Genomic DNA, 25,805 nt, shown 5'->3' with positions numbered 1-25,805 from the left:
GTCTCACGGCCCCTGGCCGGCACCCACTCGCCGGACGTCGTCGCGCCACCCCTCTCCACCGGGACCGCTCTCGCCACCCCCGGCCCGAGGACCGGACTGGGGACCGGACTGGGCAGGCACGGCACGGCGCCGTCGGGCAGGGCACCCAACTACCGTGGAGGCGCCGCATGGCGATCCGGATCAGGATCGGTGATTACGAGCGGGTGACCGGCGACCCACTGAACCGGCACTCGATCGGCTACTTCCCCCGCATGACCGAGAGCGAAGCCTGGGAAGCCGGCCGCGGGGTGTGGCGTCTGGACCTGCGGATGGTCCGGCGCGAGCGGTACGCCCTCATCGTGGGCGAGGGCCGGGTGCGGGCCATCGCCGAGCTCACCGACGTGACCGTCCACGGGACCGACCGCGGCCGGAAGAAGGCCCTGTGGGGCACGCTCCTGACCCCCGGGCACCCGATCTACGACCATTACGTGGACCAGATCGATCCGCTGCACAACGACTCCCGCAACAGCGTCGCCTACGGCGAGCTGCCCGAGGAGGTACAGCTGCGCGCCCGGTACTGCGCCTGCGGCTGCGGGCAGCCCGCGGAGCAGAACTTCGTCCCCGGCCATGCGCTGCGCGCCATCCAGGCGCGGATACGGGAACACTTCGGCGGCTCGGCGCTCTCCTTCCTCGCCTGGCTGGACAACGAGCTCCCGGCCGAGGAGCACTCGTCCCGGCCCTGACCGGCACCCGGCCGGGGCTCCGACGGCCGCCGCCTCGACCGCCGTGCTCCCGTGCTCCGCCGCCCCTCGCCGTCGCACGCCGCCGACACGGTGTCCGTCGGCGTCCGGCCAGGTGACCCGGCGGGCGGGGCTCGACGGCTGCCGTGCCCGCCGCGGTGATGATCGCGGCAGCCGGGCCGGTATCGGTGCGGGCCCGGAGGTCGGGAGGTAGCGGTGCACATCCTGCTGATCGCGAGCGCGGTCAACAGTCTCACCCAGCGGGTCTTCGCCGAGCTGGGCGAGGAAGGCCACTCGGTGGCGGTGGAGTTGGCGCTGGGCGAGGAGTTCCTGCGGGACGCCGTGCGGCGGCACGCACCGGAGGTGATCGTCGCGCCGATGCTCACCACCGCGATCCCGCGGGACGTCTGGTCCGCGTATCCGTGTCTCGTCGTCCACCCGGGCCCGGTGGGTGACCGGGGTCCGTCGTCGCTGGACTGGGCGATCCACGAGGGCGCCCGCGACTGGGGCGTGACGGTGTTGCAGGCCGAAGCGGAGATGGACGCCGGGGACGTGTGGGCCTCCGTGCCCTGTGTGCTGCCGCCCGTCGGCAAGAGCGAGCTGTACCGGGGCGAGGTCGGCGACGCCGCCGTACAGGCGGTGCTCCTCGCGGTCCGGCGGTTCGCCTCGGGCACGTACCGGCCCCGGCGTCAGGACGGTGCCGGGCACCTCCGGCCCTACTTCGACCAGAGCCTGCGGCGGATCGACTGGGCGTCGGACCCCACCGGTACCGTTCTGCGCAAGCTGCGGACCGCGGACTCGCAGCCGGGTGTGCTGGACGCGCTCGGGGGCGCGGAGTGGTATCTGCACGGCGGCTGTGCCGAGGACACGCTGCGGGGCCGCCCGGGCGAGATCCTGGCCACCCGGGCGGGCGCGATCTGCCGGGCGACGGTGGACGGTGCGGTGTGGATCCCCGAGCTGCGGCCCCGCCGGCGCCCGGGCGGCCCGGCCACCGTCAAACTGCCGGCCGCCCGCGCGCTCGGCGAGCGGCTGCCGCCGGTGCCGGAGGTACCCGCCCCGCTCCAGGTCCCCGAGGGCCGGCGGACCTGGACGGACATCCGCTACCGGGAGGACGGCCCGGTCGGCTTCCTGTGGTTCTCCTTCCCCGGCGGCGCGATGAGCACCGACCGGTGCGAGCGGCTGCTCGCGGCGTACCGCTTCGCCTGCTCCCGGCCGACCCGCGTCCTGGTGCTCGGCGGCGGCCGGGACTTCTTCTCCAACGGCATCCATCTGCACGTGATCGAGGCGGCCGCCGACCCGGCCGCGGAGTCCTGGGCGAACATCACCGCCATGGACGACCTGGTGGAGGCGGTCCTGACCACCACCGACCGGCTGGTCGTCGCCGCGCTCGGCGGCAACGCCGCGGCGGGCGGCGCGATGCTGGCGCTGGCGGCGGACGACGTCTGGTGCCGCAGCGGCGCCCTGCTCAACCCGCACTACCGGCTGATGGGCCTGTACGGCTCCGAGTACTGGACGTACACCCTCCCCCGCCGGGTCGGCCACGGTCAGGCGGCGCGTCTGATGCGGCGCGCGCTGCCGGTGACGGCGGCGAAGGCGCTCGGCCTCGGCCTGGTGGACCGCATCGTCCGCTGCGCACCGGAGGAGTTCGGCGCCGAGGTCTCCCGCCTCGCCGCGCGGATCGCCACCTCGTCGCCGGTCCAGCGGCGCATCGAGGCCAAGAAGGCGGTGCGGGAGCGCGACGAGGCCGTCAAGCCGCTCTCCGCCTACCGTACGGAGGAGCTGACGCAGATGCGCCGCACCTTCTTCGACCCCGGCGCGCCCTACCACGCCCTGCGCGCCGATTTCGTCCGCAAGCGGCGCCCGCGGAGCAGCCCGGAGCATCTGCGGGACGCCGCGCTCCGGGGCGGCGCGCACGAGGCGGCGTACGGGCGGCCGGTGGTCGGCGGGTGAGGCCGACGCGGTGGGGCGCTCCCCCGCCGCGCTCCCCCGCCGCGCCTGCGCGCACGCGCCCGCGGCCGGTCCGGGCGACCGGTGCGGGTCCGCGAACAGTTGTCCGGGCCTGCTGTGAGCACCTGCCGGCCGCCTCGCTGTCGTCAGGGGCCCGGCGGCAGGAGCGAGCGCCCAGGTGACATCGCGTCAGATGCGCTGGACGTCGCCCTCTCCGGACGGCTGCGGGGCGCGCTCCGGGTCGGCCAGGCGGTTCTCACCGGTGGCCACGGCGCGCCGGATGCGGCGGAGGTAGACGACGCCCATCACCCCTTCGTACAGGGCGTAGACGACCCAGATCAGCGTCAGGACGCCGGAGTTGCCGCGGTGGGTCAGCACGAGGGCGAGGATGGTGGGGATGCTCAGTACCCAGACGACGCCGATGCGGGTGAGCAGGACGAAGCGGGTCAGGCCGAAACTCTCCAGGACGGCGCCGCCGACCATCGAGAACAGGAACGCCACCGCGTACATCCACACCACCCGCGACGCGGCGACCGCGGTGCCGGTCGTCGCCGCGTCGGCGCCGTCGAGGCCGAACGGGGCCAGCAGCAGCGTCGGCAGGAACACCTGGAAGCAGGCGATGACCAGGACGTATGCCGCGCCGACCGCGAACGTGGCGCGGAGCAGGGACGGGATGCGGGCGTGGCGGTGGTCGCCGAGGGCGTTGCCGGTCAGGACGGAGCAGCCGACGCCCAGGCCGACCAGCGGGATGACCGCCACGTAGTTGAGGGACAGCACGACGTTGTTGGCGGCGAGGGCGACGGGTCCGAGGACGCCGGCGATCCAGACGACGGAGGTGTGGCCCAGTTCCTCCAGCCCGCCGGAACCGCCGGCCGGGGCGCCCTTGCGCAGCCGCCGGCCGAGCAGCGCGGTGAGCGTCCGGACGCGGCCCGCCGCCAGCCGGGCGAAGCCCGCGAAGAAGGTGCGCGGCAGGCACACCAGATAGCCGGCGAGCATCACGGTGACGGCGAGGAACGTCGCGATGCCCGAGCCGCGCATGCCCAGTTCGGGCAGGCCGAAGGCGCCGAAGACCAGGCCGATGTCCAGCACCACGCCGGCGGCCTGTCCGACGAGGCCGACGGCCATCGGGACACGGGTGCGGCGAGTGCCGTTGAAGTACGACGCGAGCGCGGTGTTGACGGTCATCACCGCGCCGAACCGCACCGACCAGGCCAGGAACACCGATTCCAGCGCGGTGCTCGCGGCCGGACGGTCGCTCAGCTGCGGGATGCGGACGATCAGCGGGGTGGTGAGCAGCAGCGCCGCGGCCAGCCCGACGGCGAGGAGGACGCCCGCGGCGCCCTCGTCGGCGGCCCCGTCGCGGTCGCCGCGGCCGTGGGCCTGGGCGACGTAGGAGCGGGTGATCCCGGCGATGCCGGTGACGCACATGATGAGCGTCATACCGGTGAAGACGGCGGGCCCCGACGCCATGAGGGTGGCGTCCGAGTAGCGGGCCAGCGCGATGCGGTCGACCAGCATCATCACCAAATTGCCGGCCATGCCGAACATCAACGGCAGCGAGACCTGGATGACCTCACGGACGAGGGACGGGTCGATCCGGGCCCGGGCCGCGCTCACGCCGCGACGTCCGCGCGCGGTGCGTCCACGGTGACGGCGGAGTGCTGCATGGCCGGACATCCCTGAGGTGTGAGGACGGGACACCCCGCCGGGCCGGCCGGGGCGCGGTCGTACGCGCCGAGCGTAGAGGCAGCGTCGGGTGTCCCGGGGCGAGACGGCGGGCACGGCCGGTGGTGGCCCGGCGGCCACGGGAAAGAGGTTCGCCGCGCGGTGGCCGGCGGGGTTACGCGAAGCGGGCCGGGTCGCCCGCGCCGTGGCGGACGATCTCCGGGGTGCCGCCGGAGAAATCGATGACGGTGGTCGGTTCGGTGCCGCAGTCACCGGAGTCGACGACCGCGTCGACGACGTGGTCGAGGCGCTCCTTGATCTCCCAGCCCTGGGTCAGCGGCTCCTCCTCGTCGGGCAGCAGCAGGGTGCTGGAGAGGATCGGCTCGCCCAACTCGTCGAGGAGCGCCTGCGCGACGGTGTGGTCGGGGATGCGGACGCCGACCGTCTTCTTCTTCGGGTGCTGGAGCTGCCGCGGCACCTCGCGGGTGGCGGGGAGGATGAAGGTGTAGCTGCCGGGCGTGGCCGCCTTGAGCGCGCGGAAGACGTCGTTGTCGATCTGTACGAGCTGGCCCAGCTGCGCGAAATCGCGGCAGACGAGGGTGAAGTGGTGCCGCTCGTCGAGCTGACGGATCGACCGGATCCTGGCGATACCGTCCCGGCTGCCGATCCGGCAGCCCAGCGCGAAGCAGGAGTCGGTCGGATACGCGACGAGCCCGTCGGAGCGGATCAGATCGGCGACGGTGCCGAGGGTGCGGCGCTGCGGGTTGTCGGGATGCACATCGAAATACTTCGCCATCCGGCGAGTGTAGGGGGTGGCGGCGGGACACCGGGGCGCGGCGACCGGCCGGATCCGGCGGGCGCGGCGGGGCCGGCTCACGCCCCCGAGGGCCGGTTCACGCCCCTGCGGCGGGCCGGCCGCTCCCCGGTGCGGTCGCCGCGGCGCTCAGTGTCCGGGCGGCCTCGCCCGACCGGGCGCGTTCCGGTGCACGCCGGTCGGCGGCGCGCCGCGAGGCGGGCGGCGGTCCTACGGTGTGGGGATGGACGAGGCCGAAGCGGGATTCCCGGCGTACCGGGCGGCGCGCTGTACGAGCGTGGCGGAGCTGGACGGGGCGGTGACCGGGTGCCGGGCCTGTCCGCGGCTGGTGGCGTGGCGCGAGGAGGTCGCGGTGGTGCGGCGGGCGGCGTTCCGGGACGAGGAGTACTGGGCGCGGCCGGTGCCGGGTTTCGGTCCGGCGGACGCCTCGCTGGCGGTGATGGGACTGGCTCCGGCGGCGCACGGCGGGAACCGTACGGGGCGGATGTTCACCGGGGACGACGCCGGGGACTTCCTGTTCGCCGCGTTGTACGCCGCGGGGCTCGCCTCGCAGCCGACGGCGACGGGCCGCGGGGACGGGCTGGAGCTGTACGGCGTACGGATCACGGCGCCGGTGCACTGCGCGCCGCCGGAGAACCGGCCGACCCCGGCCGAGCGCGACACCTGCCGCCCGTGGCTGGCGGCGGAGCTGGCGCTGCTGGCGCCGGGGTTGCGGGCGGTGGTGGTGCTGGGGGCGTTCGGCTGGCAGGCGCTGTGGCCGGTGCTGGCGGCCGCGGGGTGGCGGCTGCCGCGGCCGCGGCCGGCGTTCCGGCACGGCGGGCTGGTGACGCTGCCCGGCGGGGGCGGCCGGGGCCCGCTGCACGTCCTGGGGTGCTACCACCCGAGCCGCCGCAACACCTTCACCGGGCGGCTGACCGCGCCGATGCTCACCGAGGTGCTGGAGCGGGGCGCCCGGCTGGCGCGGGGTACGGGGTGAGCGGCCGGTTCCCGGCGGCCGGTCCGTAGGCGACCGGGCGCGGTGTGCGCCGTCCGCGTGCGGAGCGCCGCGGTCCCCCTGATCCTGAAGCAGGGGCCGCCGTCCGGCGTGTGCGCGCCCGCGGTGGCCGGTATCGGATCCGACAGGCAGCATGTCGCGGCACCGTGACAGCGGAACGGACACAGATGAGCGACGGATTCATGGGCCCGGAGGGCTTCGAACCGGACCCGTTCGGCGACTTCCTGGGACGCGTCTTCGGCCGTTCGGGCGGCTCCAGCCGGGCACCGATGCAGGCGGACATCGCCCGGCTGATGAGCGCCGGCGCCCGCGACCTGGTGACCTCCGCGGCGACCTACGCCGCCGATCACGGCAGCGCGGAGCTGGGCACCGAGCATCTGCTGCGGGCCGCGCTCACCGCGGAGCCGACCCGCAGCCTGGTACGGCAGTCCGGCGCGGACCCCGATGCGCTCGCCGCGGACATCGACCGCAGCGCGGGGACGGGGCCGCAGCAGTCCCGGGTGGCGGTGACCCCGGCGGTCAAGCGGGCGCTGCTGGGCGCGCACGACATGGCGCTGGGCAGCGGCGCGTCGTACATCGGGCCGGAGCACGTACTGGAGGCGCTGGCGGCCAATCCGGACTCGGCGGCCGGGCGGATCCTGAACGTCTTCCGGATCGAGGCGCAGCACGCCGCCGAGCGGGGCGCGGCGCCGTCCCACCCGCCGCCCCCGCCGGAGCCGGGCGCCGCGCCACGGCACGAGACGCCGACGCTGGACAAGTACAGCCGCGATCTGACGGACCTGGCGCGCGCCGGGCGGATCGATCCGGTGATCGGGCGCGAGGCGGAGATCGAGCAGACCGTCGAGGTGCTGTCGCGGCGCGGCAAGAACAATCCGGTGCTGGTCGGCGACGCGGGCGTGGGCAAGACCGCGATCGTGGAGGGGCTGGCGCAGCGGATGGCCGACGGCGACGTTCCGGAGACGCTGGCGGGGCGGCGGGTGGTGTCGCTCGACATGACGGGCGTGGTCGCCGGGACGCGCTTCCGCGGCGACTTCGAGGAACGGCTGAACGCCATCATCGAGGAGGTGCGGGCGCACTCCGACTCGTTGATCGTCTTCATCGACGAGCTGCACACCGTGGTGGGCGCGGGCGGTGGTTCGGAGGGCGGCAGCATGGATGCGAGCAACATCCTCAAACCGGCGCTGGCCCGCGGTGAGCTGCACGTCATCGGCGCCACCACGCTGGAGGAGTACCGGCGGTACATCGAGAAGGACGCCGCGCTGGCCCGCCGCTTCCAGCCGCTGCTGGTGCCGGAGCCGGACGTGGCGGACGCGGTGGAGATCCTGCGGGGGCTCCAGGACCGCTACGAGGCGCACCACCAGGTGCGGTACACCGACGAGGCGCTGCTGGCGGCGGTGGAGCTGTCCGACCGGTATCTCACCGACCGGTTCCTGCCGGACAAGGCGATCGATCTGATCGACCAGGCGGGCGCCCGGGTCCGGCTGCGGTCGGGCACCAAGGCGGCGGGCGTACGGGGGATGGAGCGGGAGGTCGAGCAGCTGACGCGGGACAAGGACCAGGCGGTGGCGGCGGAGCAGTACGAGCGCGCCACCGAGCTGCGGGACCGGATCGTGGCGCTCACCGAGCAGATCGGGGCGGGCACCTCCCCGTCACCGGGCGACGACCGGATCGTGGAGGTCACCGCGGCCGACATCGCCGAGATCATCTCGCGGCAGACCGGCATCCCGGTCAGCAATCTCACCGAGGAGGAGCGCCAGCGGCTGCTGGGCCTGGAGGAGCGGCTGCGCGCGCGGGTGATCGGGCAGGACGACGCGGTGGGTGCGGTGGCGGAGGCGGTGCTGCGCTCGCGCGCGGGGCTGGCCGATCCGCAGCGGCCGATCGGCAGTTTCCTGTTCCTGGGGCCGACGGGCGTGGGCAAGACGGAGCTGGCGCGGGCGCTGGCGGAGGCGCTGTTCGGCAGCGAGGACCGGATGGTGCGGCTCGACATGAGCGAGTACCAGGAGCGGCACACGGTGAGCCGGCTGGTCGGGGCGCCGCCCGGGTACGTCGGCCACGAGGACGCGGGGCAGCTGACGGAGGCGGTGCGCCGCCATCCGTACGCGCTGGTACTGCTGGACGAGGTGGAGAAGGCGCACCCCGATGTCTTCAACATGCTGTTGCAGGTGCTGGACGACGGGCATCTCACCGATGCGCAGGGCCGGACCGTCGACTTCAAGAACACCGTCATCGTGATGACCAGCAATCTGGGGTCGGAGGCGCTCAGCGGCGGCCGGGGCACGCTCGGTTTCGGCCTGTCGGGCGGGGACGGCGACGACGGGGCGCGGGAGCGGGCGATGGCGGCGCTGCGCACGCACTTCCGGCCGGAGTTCCTGAACCGGCTCGACGAGATCATCGTGTTCCGCCAGCTCACCGACGCACAGCTGCGGGAGATCACCGCGCTGCTGCTGGATGCCACGAGCCGCCGGATGCGGGCGCAGGACATGGCCATCGAGTTCTCCCCGGAGGCGGTCGACTGGCTGACCCGGCGCGGGCACCGCCCGGAGTACGGGGCGCGGCCGTTGCGGCGGACCATCCAGCGGGAGATCGACAACGCGCTCTCCCGGCTGGTGCTCGACGGGGCGCTCTCCTCCGGCGACCGGATCCGGGTGGAGATCGAGAACGACCGTCCGGCGTTCCGCACCACGCCGGGCGGGGATGCCGCACCGGACACGGCGGCGCCGGGCGGCGGCGCCACGGCGGACGGGAGTCCCGAGGCACCGCCCGCGGGGTGAGGGACCGGCGACCGGAGTGCGGCGGGCCGGGCGCCGCGTGCGGCCCGGTCAACCTTGCCCATTTCCCTACTTCCTCCCAGTTTGTCGGTATTGCGGCCGGGTACCACTCAGGCACGGGCATGCCCCGGTACGAGCACCGGGAGGTCGTCGTGAGCGTTCTCGGTCTGACCCTGCTGGTGCTCGGCCTGGTGACCGGCATCACGGCGCTCTGGGCCGTCGGCGCCGGCCTGTCCGTCCTCGGGGCCGCACTGCACGTGGCCGAAATCCGGCGACGGGCCGTCGGCAAGCCGCGGCGCCACTACTGGTAGGCGACGGCCGGGCGCCCGGGACGCACGCGGAACGCAGCATCGGAGCACCTCATGTTCGTCATCCTCGGACTCGTCCTTCTGATCGCCGCGATCGTCGTCGGCGTCGCCGCGGTGGTCGGCAACGTCGGCGCCGGACACGAACTCCTCATGGCGTTCAAGGTGTTCGGCTACCACCTGACGGGCTCCGCGGGCGCCCTGTTCCTCTTCGGGGTGATCGTCGGCGGGGTGGCCGTACTCGGCCTCGGGCTGCTGGTGGCCGGGGCGGGCCGCTCCTCGCGCCGGGCGCGGGCCGAGCGCCACGACCGTCCGGCGGCCCCCGGCGAACCGCGCCACCGCCACCACCTCTTCGGACACCGCACCGCGCCGCACTGACCGGTGCGGAGCGCCCCCGCCGGAGTACGGACCGGGCCCCGGAAGCCCGCCCGCCCAGTGGCGGCCGCGCCACATCTCCCGTGCCGCGGGCGGGTTTTGGCCATCGATCGCGGAGAGCGCCGCGGCCCGCGGGTGGCCGCGGCGGCGGCCCGGGCGGCCCCGGCGCGGTGCGCAGCCGAAGGTCCGCAGCTCGGCGGGGTGGGCCGGGCCGGGCGGGACGGGCTGCGGCTTTGTGCCCGCCATGGTCGGGATGGGCTTGATTGTGCCAAGTTCCTTTGACATGACCGCGATGGCGGTACTTTTCTGAGGCAGTCCGCGCCGCAGCCGGGGCGGGGCCGGGACCAGCCGGCCGCCGCCGGTCCGTGCTGCGGCCGCGCGGGCGGGAGGGGCCGCGCCGCCCGACGGGCGGGCGGCCCGAATTTCGAGGGGGCTCGACTTTCATGCGTACAGCTCGGATGAAGAGACTTTCGGCCATGGGCGCGGTGTCCGTGGTGGTGGGGGTGGTGGGCGCCGCGCTCCCGGCGTCCGCGGCGTCGGCCGCCGACCGGGAGGGACACGAGGGCCGGGCCGTCGGCTGGCATCTGCGGACCGGCAAGCACACCGCGATGTGGACCGGCACCCACGTCCTGGACGACGGCAGTCACGCCCTCTGCCTGGACCTGGCGCTCTACGGCCCGGACGGCAAGGACAACGGCTACACCCGCACCGGTGCGCCCAAGCAGCTGTCCGAGGACACCAAGGCGCGGCTGGCGGAGCTGGCCTCGCGGTACGGCAAGCTGCCGGACACCGTCGAGGGCCGTAACACCTCGGCCGCCGCCGCGCTGGTCACCTGGGCGCTGGCCGCCCACGACGGCATCGACGAGAGCGGCTACAACGGCGAGAAGATCCCCTGGCAGCGGTGGCTGGACAAGGGCATGCCGAAGGGCGCGGTGGCGGGCTACGGCGGCGACGCGAAGGTGGACACGGCACCGGTCGTCGACCAGTTCAACCGGTTGCGCAAGGAGATCCTGACGGTCGACTCGGCGCCGTACACGCTGAGCGTCGAGGGGTCCGGCAAGACCTACCCCTTCGAGCGCACCCCGCAGGAGAAGGAGCTGACCGTCAAGGTCGCCCAGGGGAAGAAGCCCGCCGAGGGCGTCGCGGTGAACACCACGGAGCTGACCAACGTCGCCCGTCCGGCGCAGCCCGGCACGGTGGGCACCACCGACGCACAGGGCAAGGCGGTCTTCCGCTTCACCCCGGACAAGCCGGGCACGGACGCGGGCGCCGCGTTCGGTGCGGAGGTGTCGGTGAACTCGCCGACGTTCTGGCACACCGACCGCACCGTGCACGGCAAGCCGATGCAGCGGCTGGTGTACTTCGTGGCCGAGCGCAAGCCGCTCAAGGCGTCCGGCGAGATCCGCTTCCAGCCGCCCGCGGTCGTCATCACGGTGAAGAAGGACCGCGCCACGGGCGAGGCGGTCACCTCCCCGGCGACGTACGAGATCCGGGCGGACGACAAGGGCGCGCCGGGTGCGGTGGTCACCACCGTCACCACCGGGAAGGACGGCCGGTCCGAGGCGGTCGAGCTGCCCGCCGGGACGTACTGGGTCGTCGAGACGGAGGCGCCCGAGGGGTACCAGCTCGACAAGGAGCCGCAGAAGATCGAGGCGGTGTCCGGGGAGCGGCAGACCGTGACGGTGTGGGACAACGCGGTGCCCAGCCCGTCGCCGTCCCCGTCGGTGCCCACCACCCCGGCGACGCCGCAGCAGCCGACGCCCAACCACCCGGCGCCCGCGGGCGTCACCGGCGGGTCGCTGGCGCACACCGGCGCCGACAACACGCCGTATCTCGCGGCGGGCGCGGCGACGCTGGTCGTGGCGGGCGCCGGCGCGGTGGCGTTCGCACGGCGGCGCCGGTCGGCGGAACGCGGCTGACCTGCGGGAACGGCTGATGTGAGCCCTCTGGTGGTGGGGCGTGGTCCCGGTGGCCGCGCCCCACCACCGCGTTTCCGGGCCGCCCGCCCCGGATGCGCCTCGTCGCGCCGCGCCCCGTCGTGCCCGGACGGAGCAGCGCGTCACCCGACCGGGCCATCAACCGGGCGGTCGGCGGCGGGCCGGGTGGCGCGGGGGGCCGGAGGCTGATGACGATCGTGCGACGTCCCGTTCCACTCCGGCGGGGCGTGACCGCCGAACGCCGGGGAGACGCCGACATGAGCGCACCGCCTCGCACACCCAAGCTGCTCCATGAACTCTTCGCGGAGTTCCTCGGCACGATGATCCTCATCCTCTTCGGCTGCGGTGTGGTGGCCCAGGTCAACGCCGGTGGCGCGCTGACCGATCCCAAGGGCGGGCTCGGCGGGCACGACAGCATCGCCTGGGCCTGGGGTCTGGGCGTCACGCTCGGCGCCTACGTGGCGGCGCGGATGACCGGCGCCCACCTCAACCCGGCGGTGACGGTGGCGCTCGCCGCGTTCAAGGGCTTCTCGTGGGCGAAGGTGGTGCCGTACGCGCTGGCCCAGACGGTGGGCGCGTTCTGCGCCGCGCTGCTGGTGCGGTGGAACTACACCGAGGTCATCGCGCGGGCCGACCCGACGCACGGCATCAAGACGCAGACGATCTTCTCCACGCTGCCGGGGAACGGCTCCACGGCGGCCGGGGTCCACGAGTGGGGCGCGTTCCGGGACCAGATCATCGGCACCGCCATCCTGCTGATCCTGATCTTCGCCCTCACCGATCTGCTGAACACGCCGCCCGGCGCGAACCTGGCGCCGTTCCTCATCGGCCTGGTGGTCGTCGCGATCGGGATGGCGTTCGGGACGAACGCCGGGTACGCCATCAACCCGGCGCGCGACTTCGGGCCGCGCCTGGCCAGCTTCCTCACCGGGTACCGCAGCGCCTGGCGGGACCAGTGGGGCAACCTCTACTTCTGGGTGCCGATCGTCGCGCCGCTCTGCGGCGGTCTGCTCGGCGGAGCGGTCTACAAGTTCCTCATCGGCGACTTTCTGCGCCGCATCGCGGCCGAACCGGAGCCGCCCGGCCGCATCCCCACGGCCGACGAGACCTGAGCGCGCCGCCGTCGCGGCCGGTCAGAGCGCGGCGCGGATGGCGCGTTCGAACCCCTCGACATGGGCCGCGGCGAGAGCCGCGGCCTTCTCCGCGTCGCCGGCGACCACCGCGCGCAGCAGCGGTCCGTGCTCCCCGATGTGTCCGGCCATACCGGGCAACCGGTCGACGAAGAGGCACCACACCCGGGTGGCGAGGTTGTCGTAGTGGACCAGGGTGTCTTCCAGATACGGGTTACGGGTGGCGGCGTAGACCGCGCGGTGGGCCTGGAGGTCGAGGTGCATCAGCGCGCCGGGGGTGCGGGGCGCGGCCGGGGCGCCCTCCAGGTCGTCCATGAGGGCGGTGAGCGCGGCGCGGTGGGCGTCGGTGGCGCGGCGGGCCGCCTGTCCCGCCGCCATCGGTTCCAGCTCCCGCCGCACCTCGGAGATATGGGCGAGGTCGGTGATGTTGACCTCGGTGGCGAAGGTGCCGCGCCGCGGGTAGACGGCGATCAACCGCTCGTACTGGAGGCGCTTGAGGGCCTCACGGACGGGGGTGCGGCCGACGCCGAGGGACTGGGCGAGCTGGTCCTCGCTGATGGGGGCGCCGGGGCGGATCTCCAGCATGATCAGCCGGTCGCGGAGGGCACGGTAGGCGCGTTCGGCGAGCGAGGGCTCCCCCGCGTCGAGGAGTGACTCCGCCACCCGGTGCTGCTCCATCCGGCCCCCTTGACTGGCTCCCGATCGGTCCCCTACGTTACCGCAAGCTACTGATATATCAGTTGGTTGTCAGCTGAATTTCAGGAAGGTGTGCAGGTCAGAAGGGTCCGGCCGGGCAGCGCAGGCGCGCGGTACGGCGGGATCCCGGCCCTGTGACGCCGCCGCCCGCCCCCGCGAATCGAAGGGAACCGCCGGATGAGCACCCCCCTTCCGGAACACCCCGCGCACCTGTGGCGCACCCCTGAGCCCCGTTCCTCGTACGACGTCGTGATCGTCGGCGGCGGCGGGCACGGGCTGGCCACCGCGCACTACCTCGCGTCCGTGCACGGCATCACGGACGTCGCCGTCCTGGAGAAGGGCTGGCTGGGCGGCGGCAACATGGCACGGAACACCACGATCATCCGGTCCAACTACCTCTGGGACGAGACGACCGCCCTCTACGAGTACGCGCTGAAGCTCTGGGAGACGCTCCCCGCCGAGCTGGACTACGACGTGATGTTCAGCCAACGCGGCGTCCTCAACCTCGCGCACACCCTCCAGGACGTCCGCGACTCCGCGCGCCGGGTGGGCGCCAACCGGCTCAACGGCGTCGACTCGCACTGGCTGGAGCCCGACGAGATCGCCGAGGTCTGCCCGATCCTCAACACCTCGCCACACAGCCGCTATCCCGTACTCGGCGCCACCTACCAGCCGCGCGCCGGGATCGCCAAGCACGACCACGTCGCCTGGGCGCTGGCCCGCAGCGCGGACGCGTACGGCATCGACCTGATCCAGGGGTGCGAGGTCACCGGCTTCGTCACCGACGGCGGGCGGGTCACCGGTGTGGAGACCAACCGCGGCCGGATCCACGCCGGGCGGGTGGGGCTGACCGTCGCCGGGCACAGCAGCGTCCTCGCCGAACGGGCCGGGTTCCGGCTGCCGGTGCAGTCCCATCCGCTCCAGGCGCTCGTCTCCGAACTCCACGAACCGGTCCACCCCACGGTCGTGATGTCCAACCATGTGCACGTCTACGTCTCCCAGGCGCACAAGGGCGAACTGGTGCTGGGCGCCGGGGTCGACGGGTACAACGGCTACGGGCAGCGCGGCGCGTTCCACATCATCGAGCGGCAGATGGCCGCCGCCGTCGAGCTGTTCCCGGTCTTCGCCCGCGCGCATGTCCTGCGCACCTGGGGCGGGATCGTGGACGTCACCCCCGACGCCTCCCCCGTCATCGGCGCCACCCCGCTGGAGAACCTCTTCGTCAACTGCGGCTGGGGCACCGGCGGTTTCAAGGCCACCCCCGCCGCGGGGTGGGCCTTCGCCCACACCCTGGCGACCGGTGCGCCGCACCCGCTGAACGCGCCGTTCTCCCTCGACCGGTTCACCACCGGCGCCCTCATCGACGAACACGGCGCCGCCGCCGTGGCCCACTGAGAGGAGACCCCGTGCTCCAGCTGACCTGCCCGTGGTGCGGGCCGCGCGACGAGACCGAGTTCCACTACGGCGGCCAGGCCCATGTGGCCCGGCCCGCCGACCCGGCGGCGCTCGACGACGCGGCATGGGCCGCGTACCTCTTCTTCCGCGACAACCCCGCGGGGCCGTTCGCCGAGCGGTGGGTGCACAGCCTCGGCTGCCGCCGCTGGTTCCACGCCGTACGGGACACCGTCACCTACGCGGTGCACGCCACCTACCGCCCCGACGCACCACGGCCCGGCCTCGCCGGGCCCCGACCGGACGGAGAGAGCCGATGACCGACCGGCCCGCCCGGCTGCCGCACGGCGGCCGGATCGACCGCACCACCACCTACCGTTTCACCCTCGACGGCCGGGAGCTGACCGGCCACCCGGGCGACACGGTGGCCTCCGCGCTGCTCGCCCACGGCCTCACCGCCACCGCGCCGTCCCTCCACCGCGGCCGGCCACGCGGCATCGTGGGCGCCGGCGTCGAGGACCCCGGCACCCTCCTGCGGATCGAGGGCCCCTGCGCGGAGAGCATGCTGCCCGCCACCACCGTCGAGCTGTACGACGGGCTGCGCGCCACCACCCTCGCCGGACGCGGCCGCCTCGACCCCACGCCGGACCCCGCGGTCTACGACAAGAAGTACGTGCACACCGATGTGCTGGTCGTCGGCGCGGGTCCGGCCGGACTCGCCGCGGCGGCCGCCGCGGGCCGGGCCGGGGCTCGGGTGCTGCTGATCGAGGACCGCCCGGACACCGGCGGCGCCCTGCTCGCCACCGCGCCCGGCGACGGCCCGGAGGCTGCCGCCCTGACCTGGGCCACCGCCACCCGCGCGGCGCTGGACGCGGAACCGGAGGTCCGGGTGCTGACCCGCACCTGTGCCTTCGGCGCGTACGACGGCAACTACGTGCTGGCGCTCCAGCGGCGCACCGACCACCTCGGGGCCGCCGCGCCCGCCGGCATCTCCCGGCAGCGGCTGTGGCACATCCGGGCGCGTCAGGTGGTCCTGGCGACCGGCGCACACGAACGTCCGCTGGTCTTCGCCGACAACGACCGCCCGGGCGTGATGCTCGCCCACGCGGTGCGCACCTACCTCCACCACCACGGGGTGCTGCCCGGCCGCCGCGCCGTGGTCGCGACCACCGGCGACAGCGCGTACGCCACCGCCACGGACCTGGTCGCGGCGGGCTGCGCGATCGCCGCCGTCGCCGACTCCCGGACCGAACTCACCGCCACCGCCCGGGAGTTCCATGACCGTACCGGGGTGCCGGTGCTCACCGGCAGCGCCGTGACCGCCACGTCGGGTACCGACCGGATCGACGGGGTCACCGTCCGCCCGCTGGACGCGGCGGGCCGGCCCGCAGGCCCCGGCACCGCGCTGACCTGCGATCTGCTGGCCGTCTCGGGCGGCTGGAGCCCGGTTGTGCACCTGCACAGCCAGCGCCGGGGCGCCCTGCGCTGGGACACCGGCCGCGCCGCGTTCGTCCCCGGTGCGGCGGTGGACGGGCAACACCTGGCCGGGGCGGTGCGCGGTACGTACGACACCGCCGGCTGCCTCGCCGAGGGGGCCCGGGCCGGGGCGCTGGCCGCGTCCGCCGCGGGGCTCACGGCCGCCGTCCCGCCCCCGCACCGGCCGCAGACACCGGCGCCCGTCCGGCCACTGTGGCTGGTACCCGGTGACGGCGACGACCCGGCCGCCTGGGACACCCACTTCGTCGACCTCCAGCGGGACGTGACCGTCGCCGATCTGCACCGCGCGGCGGGCACCGGGATGCGCGGCGCCGAGCACATCAAGCGGTACACCACGCTGGGCACCGGCCACGACCAGGGCCGCACCGCCGGCGTCAACGCGCTCGGCGTGCTCGCCACGCTCCAGGGCGCGGACTCGCCCGGGGCGCTGGGCACCACCACCTACCGGGCGCCGTACACCCCGGTCGCGTTCGCCGCGCTGGCCGGGCGGGAGACCGGCGCGCTCCTCGACCCCGTGCGCCGCACCGCGATGCACGAGGGCCATGTGGCGCGCGGCGCGGTCTTCGAGGACGTCGGGCAGTGGAAGCGGCCCCGCTACTACCCGCTGCCCGGTGAGGACATGGCCGCGGCGGTGGCTCGGGAGTGCCGGGCTGCGCGGGAGGGCGTCGCCTTCATGGACGCCTCCACGCTCGGCAAGATCGAAATCCGCGGCGCGGACGCCGGGGAGTTCCTCAACCGCGTCTACACCAACGGCTTCAAGAAGCTCCGCCCCGGTCTCGCGCGCTACGGCGTGATGTGCGGGGAGGACGGCATGATCGTCGACGACGGTGTCACCCTGCGCCTCGCCGACGACCGGTACTTCATGACGACGACCACCGGCAATGCCGCCGCCGTCCTCGACCGGCTGGAGGAATGGCTCCAGACCGAGTGGCCGGAGCTGGACGTGGTCTGCACCTCCGTCACCGAACAGTGGGCCACCGTCGCCGTCGTCGGCCCGCGCTCCCGCGACGTCGTCACCCGCCTCGCGCCCGGACTCGACGTCAGCCGGGAGGGGTTCCCCTTCATGGCGGTCCGCGAAACCGTCCTCGCCTCCGGCGTCCCCGCACGGATCTGCCGGATCTCCTTCTCCGGCGAACTCGCCTACGAGATCAATGTGTCCGCGTGGTATGGGCAGGCCGTCTGGGACCAGGTCGAGGAGGCGGGCCGCCCCGAGGGCATCACCCCGTACGGCACGGAGACGATGCATGTGCTCCGCGCCGAGAAGGGGTTCCTCATCGTCGGCCAGGACACCGACGGCACCGTCACCCCGCTGGACGCCGGGATGGAGTGGGTGGTCTCCCGCCACAAGGACTTCATCGGCAAACGGTCGCTGTCGCGCCCGGACACCGCCCGCGCGGACCGCCGGCACCTCGTCGCCCTGATCCCCGCCGACCGCCGCACCCTGCTGCCGGAGGGCACCCAGATCGTCGACCGGGGCGTGCCGCTGACCCCGCAGGACGGGCCGGTGCCGATGCTCGGCCACATCACCTCGGGCTACCGCAGCCCGGCGCTCGGGCACCCCTTCGCGCTGGCGCTGCTCACCGGCGGGCGCGACCGGATCGGTGACGAGGTCGTCGCCGTCGTCGACGGCACCCCGGTGCCCGTGGTGGTGTCCTCCCCCGTCCTCTACGACCCCGAAGGGACCAGGCGTGATGGCTGATCCGACCGCACCGGGCCCCGCCGCGCTGCGCCGCGGCCCGCTGGCCCACCTCTCCGGCGCGCTGCGCGCCGCCACCGTCACCGGACCGCGCGCGGTGGCCCTGACCGAACTGCCCTGCCGCACGATGACCGCGCTGCGCGCCGCCCCGGGCGGCCCGGCCGGCGCCCGGCTGGCGAAGGCGCTGGGCGCGCCGCTGCCCACCCGGTGCGGGGAGACGGCCGGCACCGACCACGGCACCGCGCTCTGGCTGGGGCCGGACGAATGGCTGCTGGTCGCGGAGGACGGCTCACCGGCGCCGCTCGCCGCCCTGGACGGGGCGCTGGGCGACGCGCCGGGCCAGGTCGTGGACGTCTCCGCCCAGCGCACCGTCCTGGAGCTGCGCGGCCCGTCGGCCCGCGACGTCCTGGAGAAGGGGTGCGCGCCGGATCTCCATCCGCGTGCCTTCCCGCCGGGACGGGCCGTCACCACCGCCGTCGGCCAGGTCCCCCTCGTCCTGTGGCACCCCGCCGCCGGCACCTACCGCCTGCTGCCCCGCTCCTCGTTCGCCGAACATCTGGCGCACTGGCTGACGGACGCGATGGGCGAGTACGGGCTGCCGGAGGTGGACTGAGGCCGCCGGGCGGGAGCTACCCCACGTCCCTCGGCGCGGTCCGTACCGGCGGTGACTGGTCCGGCCAGGCGACCGCGTACGTGGGGTCGCCTCCGCGCCGTATCCGCACATGGCGGAGCAGCTCGCGCACGATCCCGGCGCTGCCCGATCCCCAGCCGGTGTGCGGTGCGAGGAGGCTCGGGGTGGCCCGGTGTTCGACGTGGCACCAGCGCACTCCGCGGGAGTCGCGGGTCGCGCGGGAGAGGAGGTCCGCGACGAGGCGGTGGGCGAAGCCGGGGCGGTCGTCCCGCTCGACGAGGCGGTCGCAGGCGAGCGCCAGCACCCCGGCCGTGCCGCAGCACCGCCCGCTGTTGTCCCAGAACCCGGGCCGCAGCCGACGCGGCAGACCGGACCGGGTGACGGTGGACCAGCACCGGTCGGCGAGCGCCTGCCACCGGGAATCGTCGAGGACGTCCCCGAGCAGCCGGAAGACCTGGGCGTCACCGGACGGGCCGTGGCACCAGGTCCAGGGCGCGCACCGCGGCACCGGCCGGGGTGCCGAGCTCGTCGTGGACCGCCCGGAGGACGAGCGCCATACCGGTCAGGCCGAAGTACAGGGAGGCGTTCTCCTGATGTTCGACGGCGGCCGACACGCTGCGGGCGGCGCGCACCGCGGCGTCGCCGTACCGGTCGTCGCCGAAGTGCCGCCATGCCTCCAGGAGTACGGCGATGACGCCTGCCGTCCCGAAGTAGAAGGTGGGGTCGGTCTCGTCCCCGGAGGGTGTGGCGGTCCAGGCCAGGGCGCTGTCCCCGGTCTCCCGTGCGCTGTCGAGCAACCAGCGCAGGGCGTCCGCCGCCAGCGCCTCGGCCTCGTCCACCGCCGCGCCCGTCGCATCGGTCGCATCCGTCGCCGTCATGGCGCCCCACTGTGGCAGACCGTACGGCGCGCGCCCAGACCGCTGCCGCGGGCGGTGCGCGGGACGCCTGCCGGCCGCGCGCCGCCCGCCCCGTCACTGCGTGAAGCGGATCTCCGTCTCCGGCGCGAGCCCCAGCTCGGGGCCGGTGCACGGGGCCGGCACGGTGAGCAGGATGTTGTAGTGGTTGGGGAAGTGGCAGGCGTCGAAGCCGAGGACGGTGCCGACGCGGCGGCCGCCGGCCCAGACCGTGTCGCCGCGGTCGAGGACCCCGCCACACTCCAGTTCCACGAAGCCCAGGAACCCCACCCGGTCCACCGGCCCCTCCGCCGCGGTCCCGGTGTGGTCCGTGGTGACCAACTCATGGACCTCGCCGGCCCGCACACAGCGGGAGGCGAACGGTTCCAGGGTCATCCCGCGGTCGTCACGCCGGTGCGTGAGGACCTTCACCAACCGTCCGTGCACCGGCCGCTTGCCGCCGTCCTCCGCCGGGTTCATGACCGGGCCTCCTGCCGGGCGCCGCGGGCGTAGGCGTCGGCGACGAGTTCCGCCGTGACCAGGCCGTCCGGCGCCGTCGGGCCGCCGCTCGCCCCGGCGCGGACGGACCGGGAGAACTCCCGCAGCACCCCCTCGTACTCGTGCCAGAGCGAGCCCTTGAACTCCGGGTGTCCGGCGAGCATGTCGGCGTGGTCGGTGCGGCCGTCCGCGAGCCGCACCTCGACGGTCTTCCGCTCCCCCGGGTACGACCAGTCCAGCACGATCCGGACGGCGGTACCGGCGGGCGTCTCCAGCAGGATCTGCGCCGAGCGGTCCACGCCGTGGGCGTCGAGGCGCAGGTCGGCGCCGGTGACGTGGACGTCGCCGAGGAGGAGGCGGGCGACGTCGAGGGCGTTGGGCCCGTTGTCGGCGAGGCAGCCGCCGCCGCAGCGCGCCGGGTCGAGATACCAGCGGTCCCGCCCGGCGTGCTCCTCGATCAGCTCCTCGTACCGCACCGTCAGCGAGGCGACCGGCACACCGCGGGGCAACCGGTCGCGGAGTGCGAGGACCTCGGTGTTGTAGCGGCGGTGGAAGGAGGTGAAGAGCACGGCGCCCCGCTCCCGCGCCAGGGTGACCAGGTGCCGGGCGTCCTCGACGCCGTTGGCGAGCGGCTTCTCCACGCAGACGGAACGCCCGGCGGCGAGCGCGTCGCGGCAGACGGGGAAGTGCAGGTCGTTGGGGACGTTGACGACGACGGCGGCCACGTCGGCGGTGGCCAACAACTCCCGGTGGTCGGTGTGGCGGGCGATCTGCGGCGGCAGACCGCGGTGGGTGGCGGTGTCCGGGTCGCAGACCGCGACGAGCTCCGCCTCCGGGGAGCGGTCGAGGGCGGCGAGGTAGAAGCGGGAGATGACGCCGAGGCCGATGATGCCGATGCGCAGGGGTGTCATACGGCGCCTCCGGCGGGGACGGTGTCGGGGAAGGAGAGACCGGCGGCGTCCGCGACGGCGCGGAGTTCGGCGTGGAGCGCGGGGGCCAGCGGGACGCCGTGGGCGGTGCGTGCGCGGGTGCGGCGCTGTTCGTGCCAGCCCGGGTAGCGGACCGGGTCACCGGGATCGTGCGGCGGGCAGGCCAGCAGGGCGCCGAAGAGGCCGGTGGCGGTGGTGGCGACGTCGGCCGGGGAGCGCAGCGCGGCCGGGGCGACGGCGAGCAGGAAGTAGCCGACGTCGTCGTCGGGCCGGGCGGTCGGCACCTTCCCGGCGGCGGGCTGCGGCCCCACCCCGGAGCCGGAGACCAGCGCGGACAACACCTCGACCAGCAGCCCGAGCCCGAAGCCCTTGTGGGCGCCGTGCTCCGGGTCGCCGCCCAGCCACTGCAGCTGGGCCTCACCGCGGTCGTACGCCGCGGGGTCGGTGACGGGGGCGCCGTCGGCGCCGGCGAGCCAGCCCGGCGGGATCGTTTCCCCGGCCCGGGCGGCCGCGCGGATCCGGCCGGTGGGGACGACGGTGGTGCTCATGTCGAGGGTGAACGGCGGATGGTCGCCGGCCGGGGCGGCGAGCGCGAGCGGGTTGGTGCCGAGCATCGGGGCGGCGCCGCCGGGCGGCGGGACGAGGCGCTGGTGGCCGCAGTTGGCGGTGGCCAGGCCGATCATGCCGTGCTCGACGGCGCGCAGCGCATGGAATCCGGCGCAGCCGAAGTGGGTGCCGCCGCGGACCGACACCATCCCGATGCCATGGGTACGGGCGCGTGCGGCCGCGAGGTCCATCGCCTCGGCGGCGGCCCACAGCCCGAGGCCGCGGTGTGCGTCGAGCAGGACGGCGGCGCCGGTGTCGGTGACGATCTCCGGTTCGGCGTGCGGATCGCAGCGCCCGGAGTCGAGGAGCGGGAGGTAGAGCCGGGCGAGGTTGGTCAGGCCGTGGGTGGTGAAGCCGGTGAGGTCGCCGTGGCACAGGGCCCGGGCCGCGGTGGCGGCGCGTCCGCCGGGCAGGCCCCGGGCGCGCAGCACATCGGTGGCGAAGGTGAGCAGCGGGCCGTACGGGACGCGGATCGCGTCGGCGCGGTCCTCGGTGGTGTCCGGGGCGCGGCCGGTGGCCGGTGCGGCGGGGGTCGGGGGCATGGGGGTCCTCTCGGTGTGGGGGTGGGACGGGGTCAGCGGGGCGCGCTGGGGTGGGCGCGCCGCCGGGCGGCGAAGGCGGTCAGGACACGGGCGACCTCCTCGGCGTAGCGGTCGAGGTCGGCGAGGTCGGCGAACTCCCCGTCGGCGTGGGCGTGGTTGGCGCCGAGGTCGCCGGGGCCGAGGACGGCGGTGCAGGTGTCGGGGAGGTCGGCCATCCAGATGGCGTCGCAGGTGAAGGCCGGTTCGGTGTCCGGCCAGCGGGTGAGTCCGGCGTCCTCCGTCAGCAGCTCGTCGGCCCAGGTGGCGCGGCTGTCCAGGGCCGGCAGAGCGCGTTTGTGCCAGCGGACGGAGGTGAGCGCGGCGGCGTCCTCGACGGTCCGGGCGAGGGTGGGTTCGGCGGCGGCCGAGGCCCGGAAGGCGTCGATCCCCTCCCGTACGGCCGTGTGCAGCGCGGCTTCGGCGGCGCGGGCGGTGGCACGGCTGCCGTAGGAGAGGTTCAGCAGCAGGCGGCCGGTGCCGTAGACCTTGTTGTGGCGGTCGCCGGTGTGGAGTCCGGCGACGCAGACGCCCGCGCCGGGCACCCGCCCGGGCAGCACGGTGGCGAGGTGGTGGGCGAGGTGGCCGAGGAGTGCGGTGGCGTTGTGTCCGGCGGCCGGGCAGTCGTCGACCGCGTCGACGCCGTCGACCTGGATACAGGCGGTCATCGCGGCGGTGGCGCGCGGCAGAAAGCGGTGCCGGGTCGGTTCGCAGAAGAGGTTGAGGGCACCGGTGAGCCCTTCGCGGACGAGCGGCCGGGTGCCGTAGGTGCCCATGGCGCCGCCCTCCTCGCCCGCGACCGCCTGGACGAGCACGGCGATGTCGGTGCCGACGGCCGGGTCGCGGGCCATGGCCGCGCGGATCCCGGCGAGCAGGGCGACGGCCGGGCCCTTGGCGTCGATGGCGCCGCGGCCGCGGAAGCGGGTGCCGTCGAAGGTGGCGGGCCACCAGCCACCGACGGTGTCGAGGTGCACGTTGAACATCACGGTGTCCGCCCGTGGCAGCGGCGGCCCCAGCCGCAGGACGAGCGAGGGCTGGCAGGCGAGGAAGTCGGGACGCCCGGCGGCGGCCTCGCGGACCGTCAACGGCACGTCGTCCAGGTCGAGTTCGGCCGGATCGGGCGCGGCGTGGCGCACGGTGGCCAGGCCGAGCGGGGCGGCGGCCGCGGCGTAGGCGCGTCCGGCGTCCCACAGGCGGACGCCGGTGGTGTCGCCGCCGTTCTCCAGCGGTCCGGCGGTGGGCGTGTCGAGGAGGCGGAGCAGCAGGTCGCGATCGGCGGGGCCGAGGTGGGCGGGGTAGGGGGCGGTCACGGGCGGCCGCCGCGCGCCGCCGGGGACACCGCGGGGCGGACCTCGCGCTCCACCAGGCGCTCCAGGGCCTGGCCGTACGCGGTGAACGCGGCGATGCCGTCCAGTTCGCGGTGGTCCGTGCCGTCGTGCGGGCGCAGCCGGGTGTGCGGTTCGATCGACCAGGTGCCCTGCCAGCCGCGGCGGGCCAGGGTGGTGAGGCAGGCGGCGACGCCGGACTGTCCGTGGCCGGGGAGGGTGTAGACGACATCGCCGTCCGGGCCGGCCGTGGCGTCCTTGACGTGGACGTGGGCGACGTGGTCGACGACGGCGTCGAGCAGGGTGGCGGCGTCGTAGCCGTGCGGGACGCCGTTGCCGATGTCGAAGAGCAGCCGCAGCGCGGGGCTGGCGACATGGTCGAGAAGGGCGAGCATCCGGTCGGCGCGGGTGCCGGCCCAGCCGTGGCAGTTCTCGTGCAGGAGAACGAGGCCGTGGTCCTCGGCGAGGCGGGTGAGGGTGGTCATCCGGTCGAGGACCCGGCGGCGCCACTCGTCCTCGGGGAGCCCGCCGTCGGGGTAGGACATCACGCGGACGTGGCGGGTGCCGAGGGTGGCGCAGCGGGCGGCGAGGGTCCGCAGTTCGGCGAGGTCCTGCTCTAACGGATCGGTGGCCGGGCGGCTCCAGTTGGCGATCCGGGAATCGACGCAGACGACATCGGTGTGCGTGGCGGCCAGCCGTCCGGCGAGGGCGTCGAAGGCGTCGGGCGCCAGGTCGGCGAGGGCGGTGCCGTCGACGGAGCGGAGTTCGACGGCGCCCCAGCCGAGGCCGTGGACGGCGGCGAGCTGCCCCTCGGCGTCGGATGCCGCCTCGTCGCCGATGCCCGCGTAGCGGATGCCGGGCGCGGCCCATCCGGTGCCCGGGCCCGGCTGCGGGTGGGGGGTGTGTCGGACGGACTCAGCCGGCATGACCGGCCACCTCTTTCCGGTCGGTGGTACGGGGAGGGAGCGGCGGGACCGTGGCGGCCAGCCGCCGGGCGTCGTCGAGGAGTTCGACGGTGCGGATGTGCAGGCCGAGATCGCCCGGCCCGCCGGGGAGCGCCCGCTCGTCCGGGGCGGTGCGGCCCGCGGCGTGGCGGTAGGCGCGGACCAGGCAGCGGGTGAGGGCGTCGTCGGGGAGCAGTTCCCGGGTGATGGTCGTGGGGCCGCCGCGGGGCCGGCGTTCGATGAGGAGTTGGGCGACGTCGTCGTCCTCGCTGACCGGGTAGTCACCGGTCAGGCGGGCGCGGTCGGTCTCGATGACGATGCGGCGGCGGCGGACGGGCGAGGTGAGGTCGGAGTACACCTCGCTGTGGCCGCCGGTGGCGTGGGCCAGCCGCAGCCGGGCGGTGCCCAGGCGGGGGGCGACGGCGTCGCCGAGGCGGACGTCGCTCCAGGAGGCGTCGGCGGCGCAGGCGTCGCCGAGCAGCCGCAGCAGCACCCCGACGGCGTGCGGGACCTCGACCTCGAAGGCGCTGGTGTGGCTGGATGCGGTCAGGGAGCGGCGGAAGCGGGGTTTGTGCTGGGTGACGCCGATGTGCCGGACGGCGCCGAGCGATCCGTCGCCGAGGAGTGCGGCGAGGCGGTCGGTCAGCGCGCTGTGCAGCCAGGGCGCGACGACGGTGACGTCCAGGTGGTGACGGTCGACGGCGGCACGCACCCGGTGGAGCGCGGCGCGGTCGGCGGCCAGGGGTTTCTCGACGACGAGGCGGCGGAAGCCGAGGGCCGCGGCCTCTTCCAGCACGCCGTCGCGGACGGCGGGCGGGGTGCAGAGGTGGACGACGGTGGCGTCCGGGTCGAGGAGGCGGCGGGCAGCGCGGAGGTCGGCGGCGACGGTGAGGCCGTCGGGGGCGTCGGCGGGGGTCCGGCCCGGGTCCACGCCCACGACCGGTCCCGTGGCGAAGAGCCCGGGCTCGGCGCTGCGGGCGCGGAGCAGGACCGGCAGATGAAGCCCCGTTCCGGACCTGCCGAGCCCGACGAGCAGGGTGCGCAGCACGGTGGGTGTGCCTCCTTCGTGTGTTCGGGCGCCCCGGGCGGGGACCGTTCCCTTTTCCGGCGGGCGCCGTTTTCCTGGTATGCCCTGCCCACTGTCCGTTTTCCGGCGGATTTTCCGCCGGGCGTACGGTGCGGGCCTCCGGCAGGAAGGCGGGTGGCACGTTTCCACGCCGAATCATCCGACGGAAAGGAAAACGTGTTGTCACTCCATGACGAGTCGTCACGGTACCTCTCGGTCACGCTCTCCCTCTCCCCCGGGAAAACAATTGATCACATTCGACGGACCGTGATCGCCTGTGCCGAACGGCGACCATCGTCGGCCGACTTGAGAGTGACCGCGAGCGAGACTGAGCACTTTCACCAATCTGAGTGAACCCCCTTCCGCTGCCCCCTTCGAGCGATTCCGCTCATTTAAGGTT

23 protein-coding genes are annotated in these 25,805 nt (G+C 74.7%); 12 read left to right on the top strand and 11 right to left on the bottom strand.

Annotation, left to right across the window (positions count from 1 at the left end; genetic code table 11):
• Window positions 1-167: 167 nt before the first annotated feature.
• Both ACF1BH_RS23475 and ACF1BH_RS23470 read left to right on the top strand, forming a co-directional pair.
• Window positions 168-722, top strand: a complete 555-nt coding sequence (locus tag ACF1BH_RS23475) for a hypothetical protein (RefSeq protein WP_391645197.1) — start codon at window positions 168-170, stop codon at window positions 720-722.
• Window positions 723-935: 213 nt separating this feature from the next.
• Window positions 936-2,669: an enoyl-CoA hydratase-related protein gene (locus ACF1BH_RS23470; protein ID WP_391645195.1), complete on the top strand. Its 1,734-nt coding sequence runs from the start codon at window positions 936-938 to the stop codon at window positions 2,667-2,669.
• 186 nt (window positions 2,670-2,855) lie between these two features.
• On the opposite strand, the gene ACF1BH_RS23465 is transcribed toward ACF1BH_RS23470, so the two are convergent.
• Both ACF1BH_RS23465 and ACF1BH_RS23460 read right to left on the bottom strand, forming a co-directional pair.
• Window positions 2,856-4,283: an MATE family efflux transporter gene (locus ACF1BH_RS23465; RefSeq protein WP_391645193.1), complete on the bottom strand. Its 1,428-nt coding sequence runs from the start codon at window positions 4,281-4,283 to the stop codon at window positions 2,856-2,858.
• Between the two features lie 223 nt (window positions 4,284-4,506).
• Window positions 4,507-5,127, bottom strand: coding sequence for an L-threonylcarbamoyladenylate synthase (locus tag ACF1BH_RS23460; RefSeq protein ID WP_391645191.1), 621 nt, complete (start codon window positions 5,125-5,127; stop codon window positions 4,507-4,509).
• A gap of 241 nt (window positions 5,128-5,368) precedes the next feature.
• Between ACF1BH_RS23460 and ACF1BH_RS23455 the strand changes: the two genes are divergently transcribed.
• The 6 genes from ACF1BH_RS23455 (at window position 5,369) to ACF1BH_RS23430 (ending at window position 12,636) form a co-directional block, all read left to right on the top strand.
• The gene (locus ACF1BH_RS23455; RefSeq protein ID WP_391645189.1) at window positions 5,369-6,121 is read left to right on the top strand and encodes a uracil-DNA glycosylase; all 753 of its coding nucleotides are present in this window, start codon (window positions 5,369-5,371) and stop codon (window positions 6,119-6,121) included.
• A 185-nt stretch (window positions 6,122-6,306) separates the two neighbouring features.
• Complete coding sequence (locus tag ACF1BH_RS23450) at window positions 6,307-8,910, top strand: ATP-dependent Clp protease ATP-binding subunit (protein ID WP_391645186.1); 2,604 nt, start codon at window positions 6,307-6,309, stop codon at window positions 8,908-8,910.
• A gap of 149 nt (window positions 8,911-9,059) precedes the next feature.
• The gene (locus tag ACF1BH_RS23445) at window positions 9,060-9,218 is read left to right on the top strand and encodes a hypothetical protein (protein WP_391645184.1); all 159 of its coding nucleotides are present in this window, start codon (window positions 9,060-9,062) and stop codon (window positions 9,216-9,218) included.
• 51 nt (window positions 9,219-9,269) lie between these two features.
• Window positions 9,270-9,590 carry a hypothetical protein gene (locus tag ACF1BH_RS23440; RefSeq protein WP_391645182.1) on the top strand — a complete coding sequence of 107 codons (321 nt, stop codon included), beginning with the start codon at window positions 9,270-9,272 and terminating at the stop codon, window positions 9,588-9,590.
• Window positions 9,591-10,045: 455 nt separating this feature from the next.
• Window positions 10,046-11,506: a prealbumin-like fold domain-containing protein gene (locus ACF1BH_RS23435; protein WP_391645180.1), complete on the top strand. Its 1,461-nt coding sequence runs from the start codon at window positions 10,046-10,048 to the stop codon at window positions 11,504-11,506.
• Between the two features lie 275 nt (window positions 11,507-11,781).
• Window positions 11,782-12,636, top strand: coding sequence for an MIP/aquaporin family protein (locus tag ACF1BH_RS23430; RefSeq protein ID WP_391645178.1), 855 nt, complete (start codon window positions 11,782-11,784; stop codon window positions 12,634-12,636).
• A 21-nt stretch (window positions 12,637-12,657) separates the two neighbouring features.
• Here the strand turns inward: ACF1BH_RS23430 and ACF1BH_RS23425 are convergent, their stop codons facing one another.
• Window positions 12,658-13,332: a GntR family transcriptional regulator gene (locus ACF1BH_RS23425; protein ID WP_391645176.1), complete on the bottom strand. Its 675-nt coding sequence runs from the start codon at window positions 13,330-13,332 to the stop codon at window positions 12,658-12,660.
• A gap of 195 nt (window positions 13,333-13,527) precedes the next feature.
• Between ACF1BH_RS23425 and ACF1BH_RS23420 the strand changes: the two genes are divergently transcribed.
• Genes ACF1BH_RS23420 through ACF1BH_RS23405 form a run of 4 tightly spaced genes read left to right on the top strand, consistent with a single transcriptional unit; the run spans window position 13,528 to window position 18,548 of the window.
• Window positions 13,528-14,745: a sarcosine oxidase subunit beta family protein gene (locus ACF1BH_RS23420; protein WP_391645174.1), complete on the top strand. Its 1,218-nt coding sequence runs from the start codon at window positions 13,528-13,530 to the stop codon at window positions 14,743-14,745.
• Window positions 14,746-14,756: 11 nt separating this feature from the next.
• Entirely contained in the window at window positions 14,757-15,062 is a 306-nt protein-coding gene (locus ACF1BH_RS23415; RefSeq protein ID WP_391645172.1) for a sarcosine oxidase subunit delta, read from the top strand.
• A complete protein-coding gene (locus ACF1BH_RS23410; RefSeq protein WP_391645170.1) occupies window positions 15,059-17,938 on the top strand; it encodes a 2Fe-2S iron-sulfur cluster-binding protein in 2,880 nt (959 codons plus the stop codon). The genes ACF1BH_RS23415 and ACF1BH_RS23410 overlap by 4 nt, the downstream gene beginning before the upstream one ends.
• Window positions 17,931-18,548, top strand: coding sequence for a sarcosine oxidase subunit gamma (locus ACF1BH_RS23405; RefSeq protein WP_391645168.1), 618 nt, complete (start codon window positions 17,931-17,933; stop codon window positions 18,546-18,548). The genes ACF1BH_RS23410 and ACF1BH_RS23405 overlap by 8 nt, the downstream gene beginning before the upstream one ends.
• Window positions 18,549-18,564: 16 nt before the next feature.
• Here ACF1BH_RS23405 and ACF1BH_RS23400 read toward each other — a convergent pair whose 3' ends face one another.
• The 8 genes from ACF1BH_RS23400 to ACF1BH_RS23365 form a co-directional block, all read right to left on the bottom strand.
• Entirely contained in the window at window positions 18,565-19,074 is a 510-nt protein-coding gene (locus ACF1BH_RS23400; protein ID WP_391645166.1) for a lanthionine synthetase LanC family protein, read from the bottom strand.
• The gene (locus tag ACF1BH_RS23395; protein ID WP_391645164.1) at window positions 19,028-19,444 is read right to left on the bottom strand and encodes a lanthionine synthetase LanC family protein; all 417 of its coding nucleotides are present in this window, start codon (window positions 19,442-19,444) and stop codon (window positions 19,028-19,030) included. Before ACF1BH_RS23395 ends, ACF1BH_RS23400 begins: the two co-directional genes overlap by 47 nt.
• Window positions 19,445-19,537: 93 nt before the next feature.
• Complete coding sequence (locus tag ACF1BH_RS23390; protein ID WP_391645162.1) at window positions 19,538-19,939, bottom strand: DUF6917 domain-containing protein; 402 nt, start codon at window positions 19,937-19,939, stop codon at window positions 19,538-19,540.
• On the bottom strand, window positions 19,936-20,868 hold the full coding sequence (locus ACF1BH_RS23385) for a Gfo/Idh/MocA family protein (RefSeq protein ID WP_391645160.1): 933 nt from the start codon (window positions 20,866-20,868) through the stop codon (window positions 19,936-19,938). The genes ACF1BH_RS23390 and ACF1BH_RS23385 overlap by 4 nt, the downstream gene beginning before the upstream one ends.
• Window positions 20,865-22,034 carry an Ldh family oxidoreductase gene (locus ACF1BH_RS23380; protein ID WP_391645158.1) on the bottom strand — a complete coding sequence of 390 codons (1,170 nt, stop codon included), beginning with the start codon at window positions 22,032-22,034 and terminating at the stop codon, window positions 20,865-20,867. The genes ACF1BH_RS23385 and ACF1BH_RS23380 overlap by 4 nt, the downstream gene beginning before the upstream one ends.
• Before the next feature lie 32 nt (window positions 22,035-22,066).
• On the bottom strand, window positions 22,067-23,380 hold the full coding sequence (locus ACF1BH_RS23375; RefSeq protein WP_391645156.1) for a M20/M25/M40 family metallo-hydrolase: 1,314 nt from the start codon (window positions 23,378-23,380) through the stop codon (window positions 22,067-22,069).
• The gene (locus ACF1BH_RS23370; RefSeq protein ID WP_391645154.1) at window positions 23,377-24,321 is read right to left on the bottom strand and encodes a sugar phosphate isomerase/epimerase family protein; all 945 of its coding nucleotides are present in this window, start codon (window positions 24,319-24,321) and stop codon (window positions 23,377-23,379) included. The genes ACF1BH_RS23375 and ACF1BH_RS23370 overlap by 4 nt, the downstream gene beginning before the upstream one ends.
• Window positions 24,311-25,387, bottom strand: a complete 1,077-nt coding sequence (locus tag ACF1BH_RS23365) for a hypothetical protein (RefSeq protein WP_391645152.1) — start codon at window positions 25,385-25,387, stop codon at window positions 24,311-24,313. Before ACF1BH_RS23365 ends, ACF1BH_RS23370 begins: the two co-directional genes overlap by 11 nt.
• Window positions 25,388-25,805: the final 418 nt, after the last annotated feature.

This window comes from Streptomyces sp. NPDC014733, from assembly GCF_043083385.1.
GTDB lineage: Bacteria > Actinomycetota > Actinomycetes > Streptomycetales > Streptomycetaceae > Streptomyces.
This window is presented reverse-complemented; position numbering and strand designations above follow the sequence as displayed.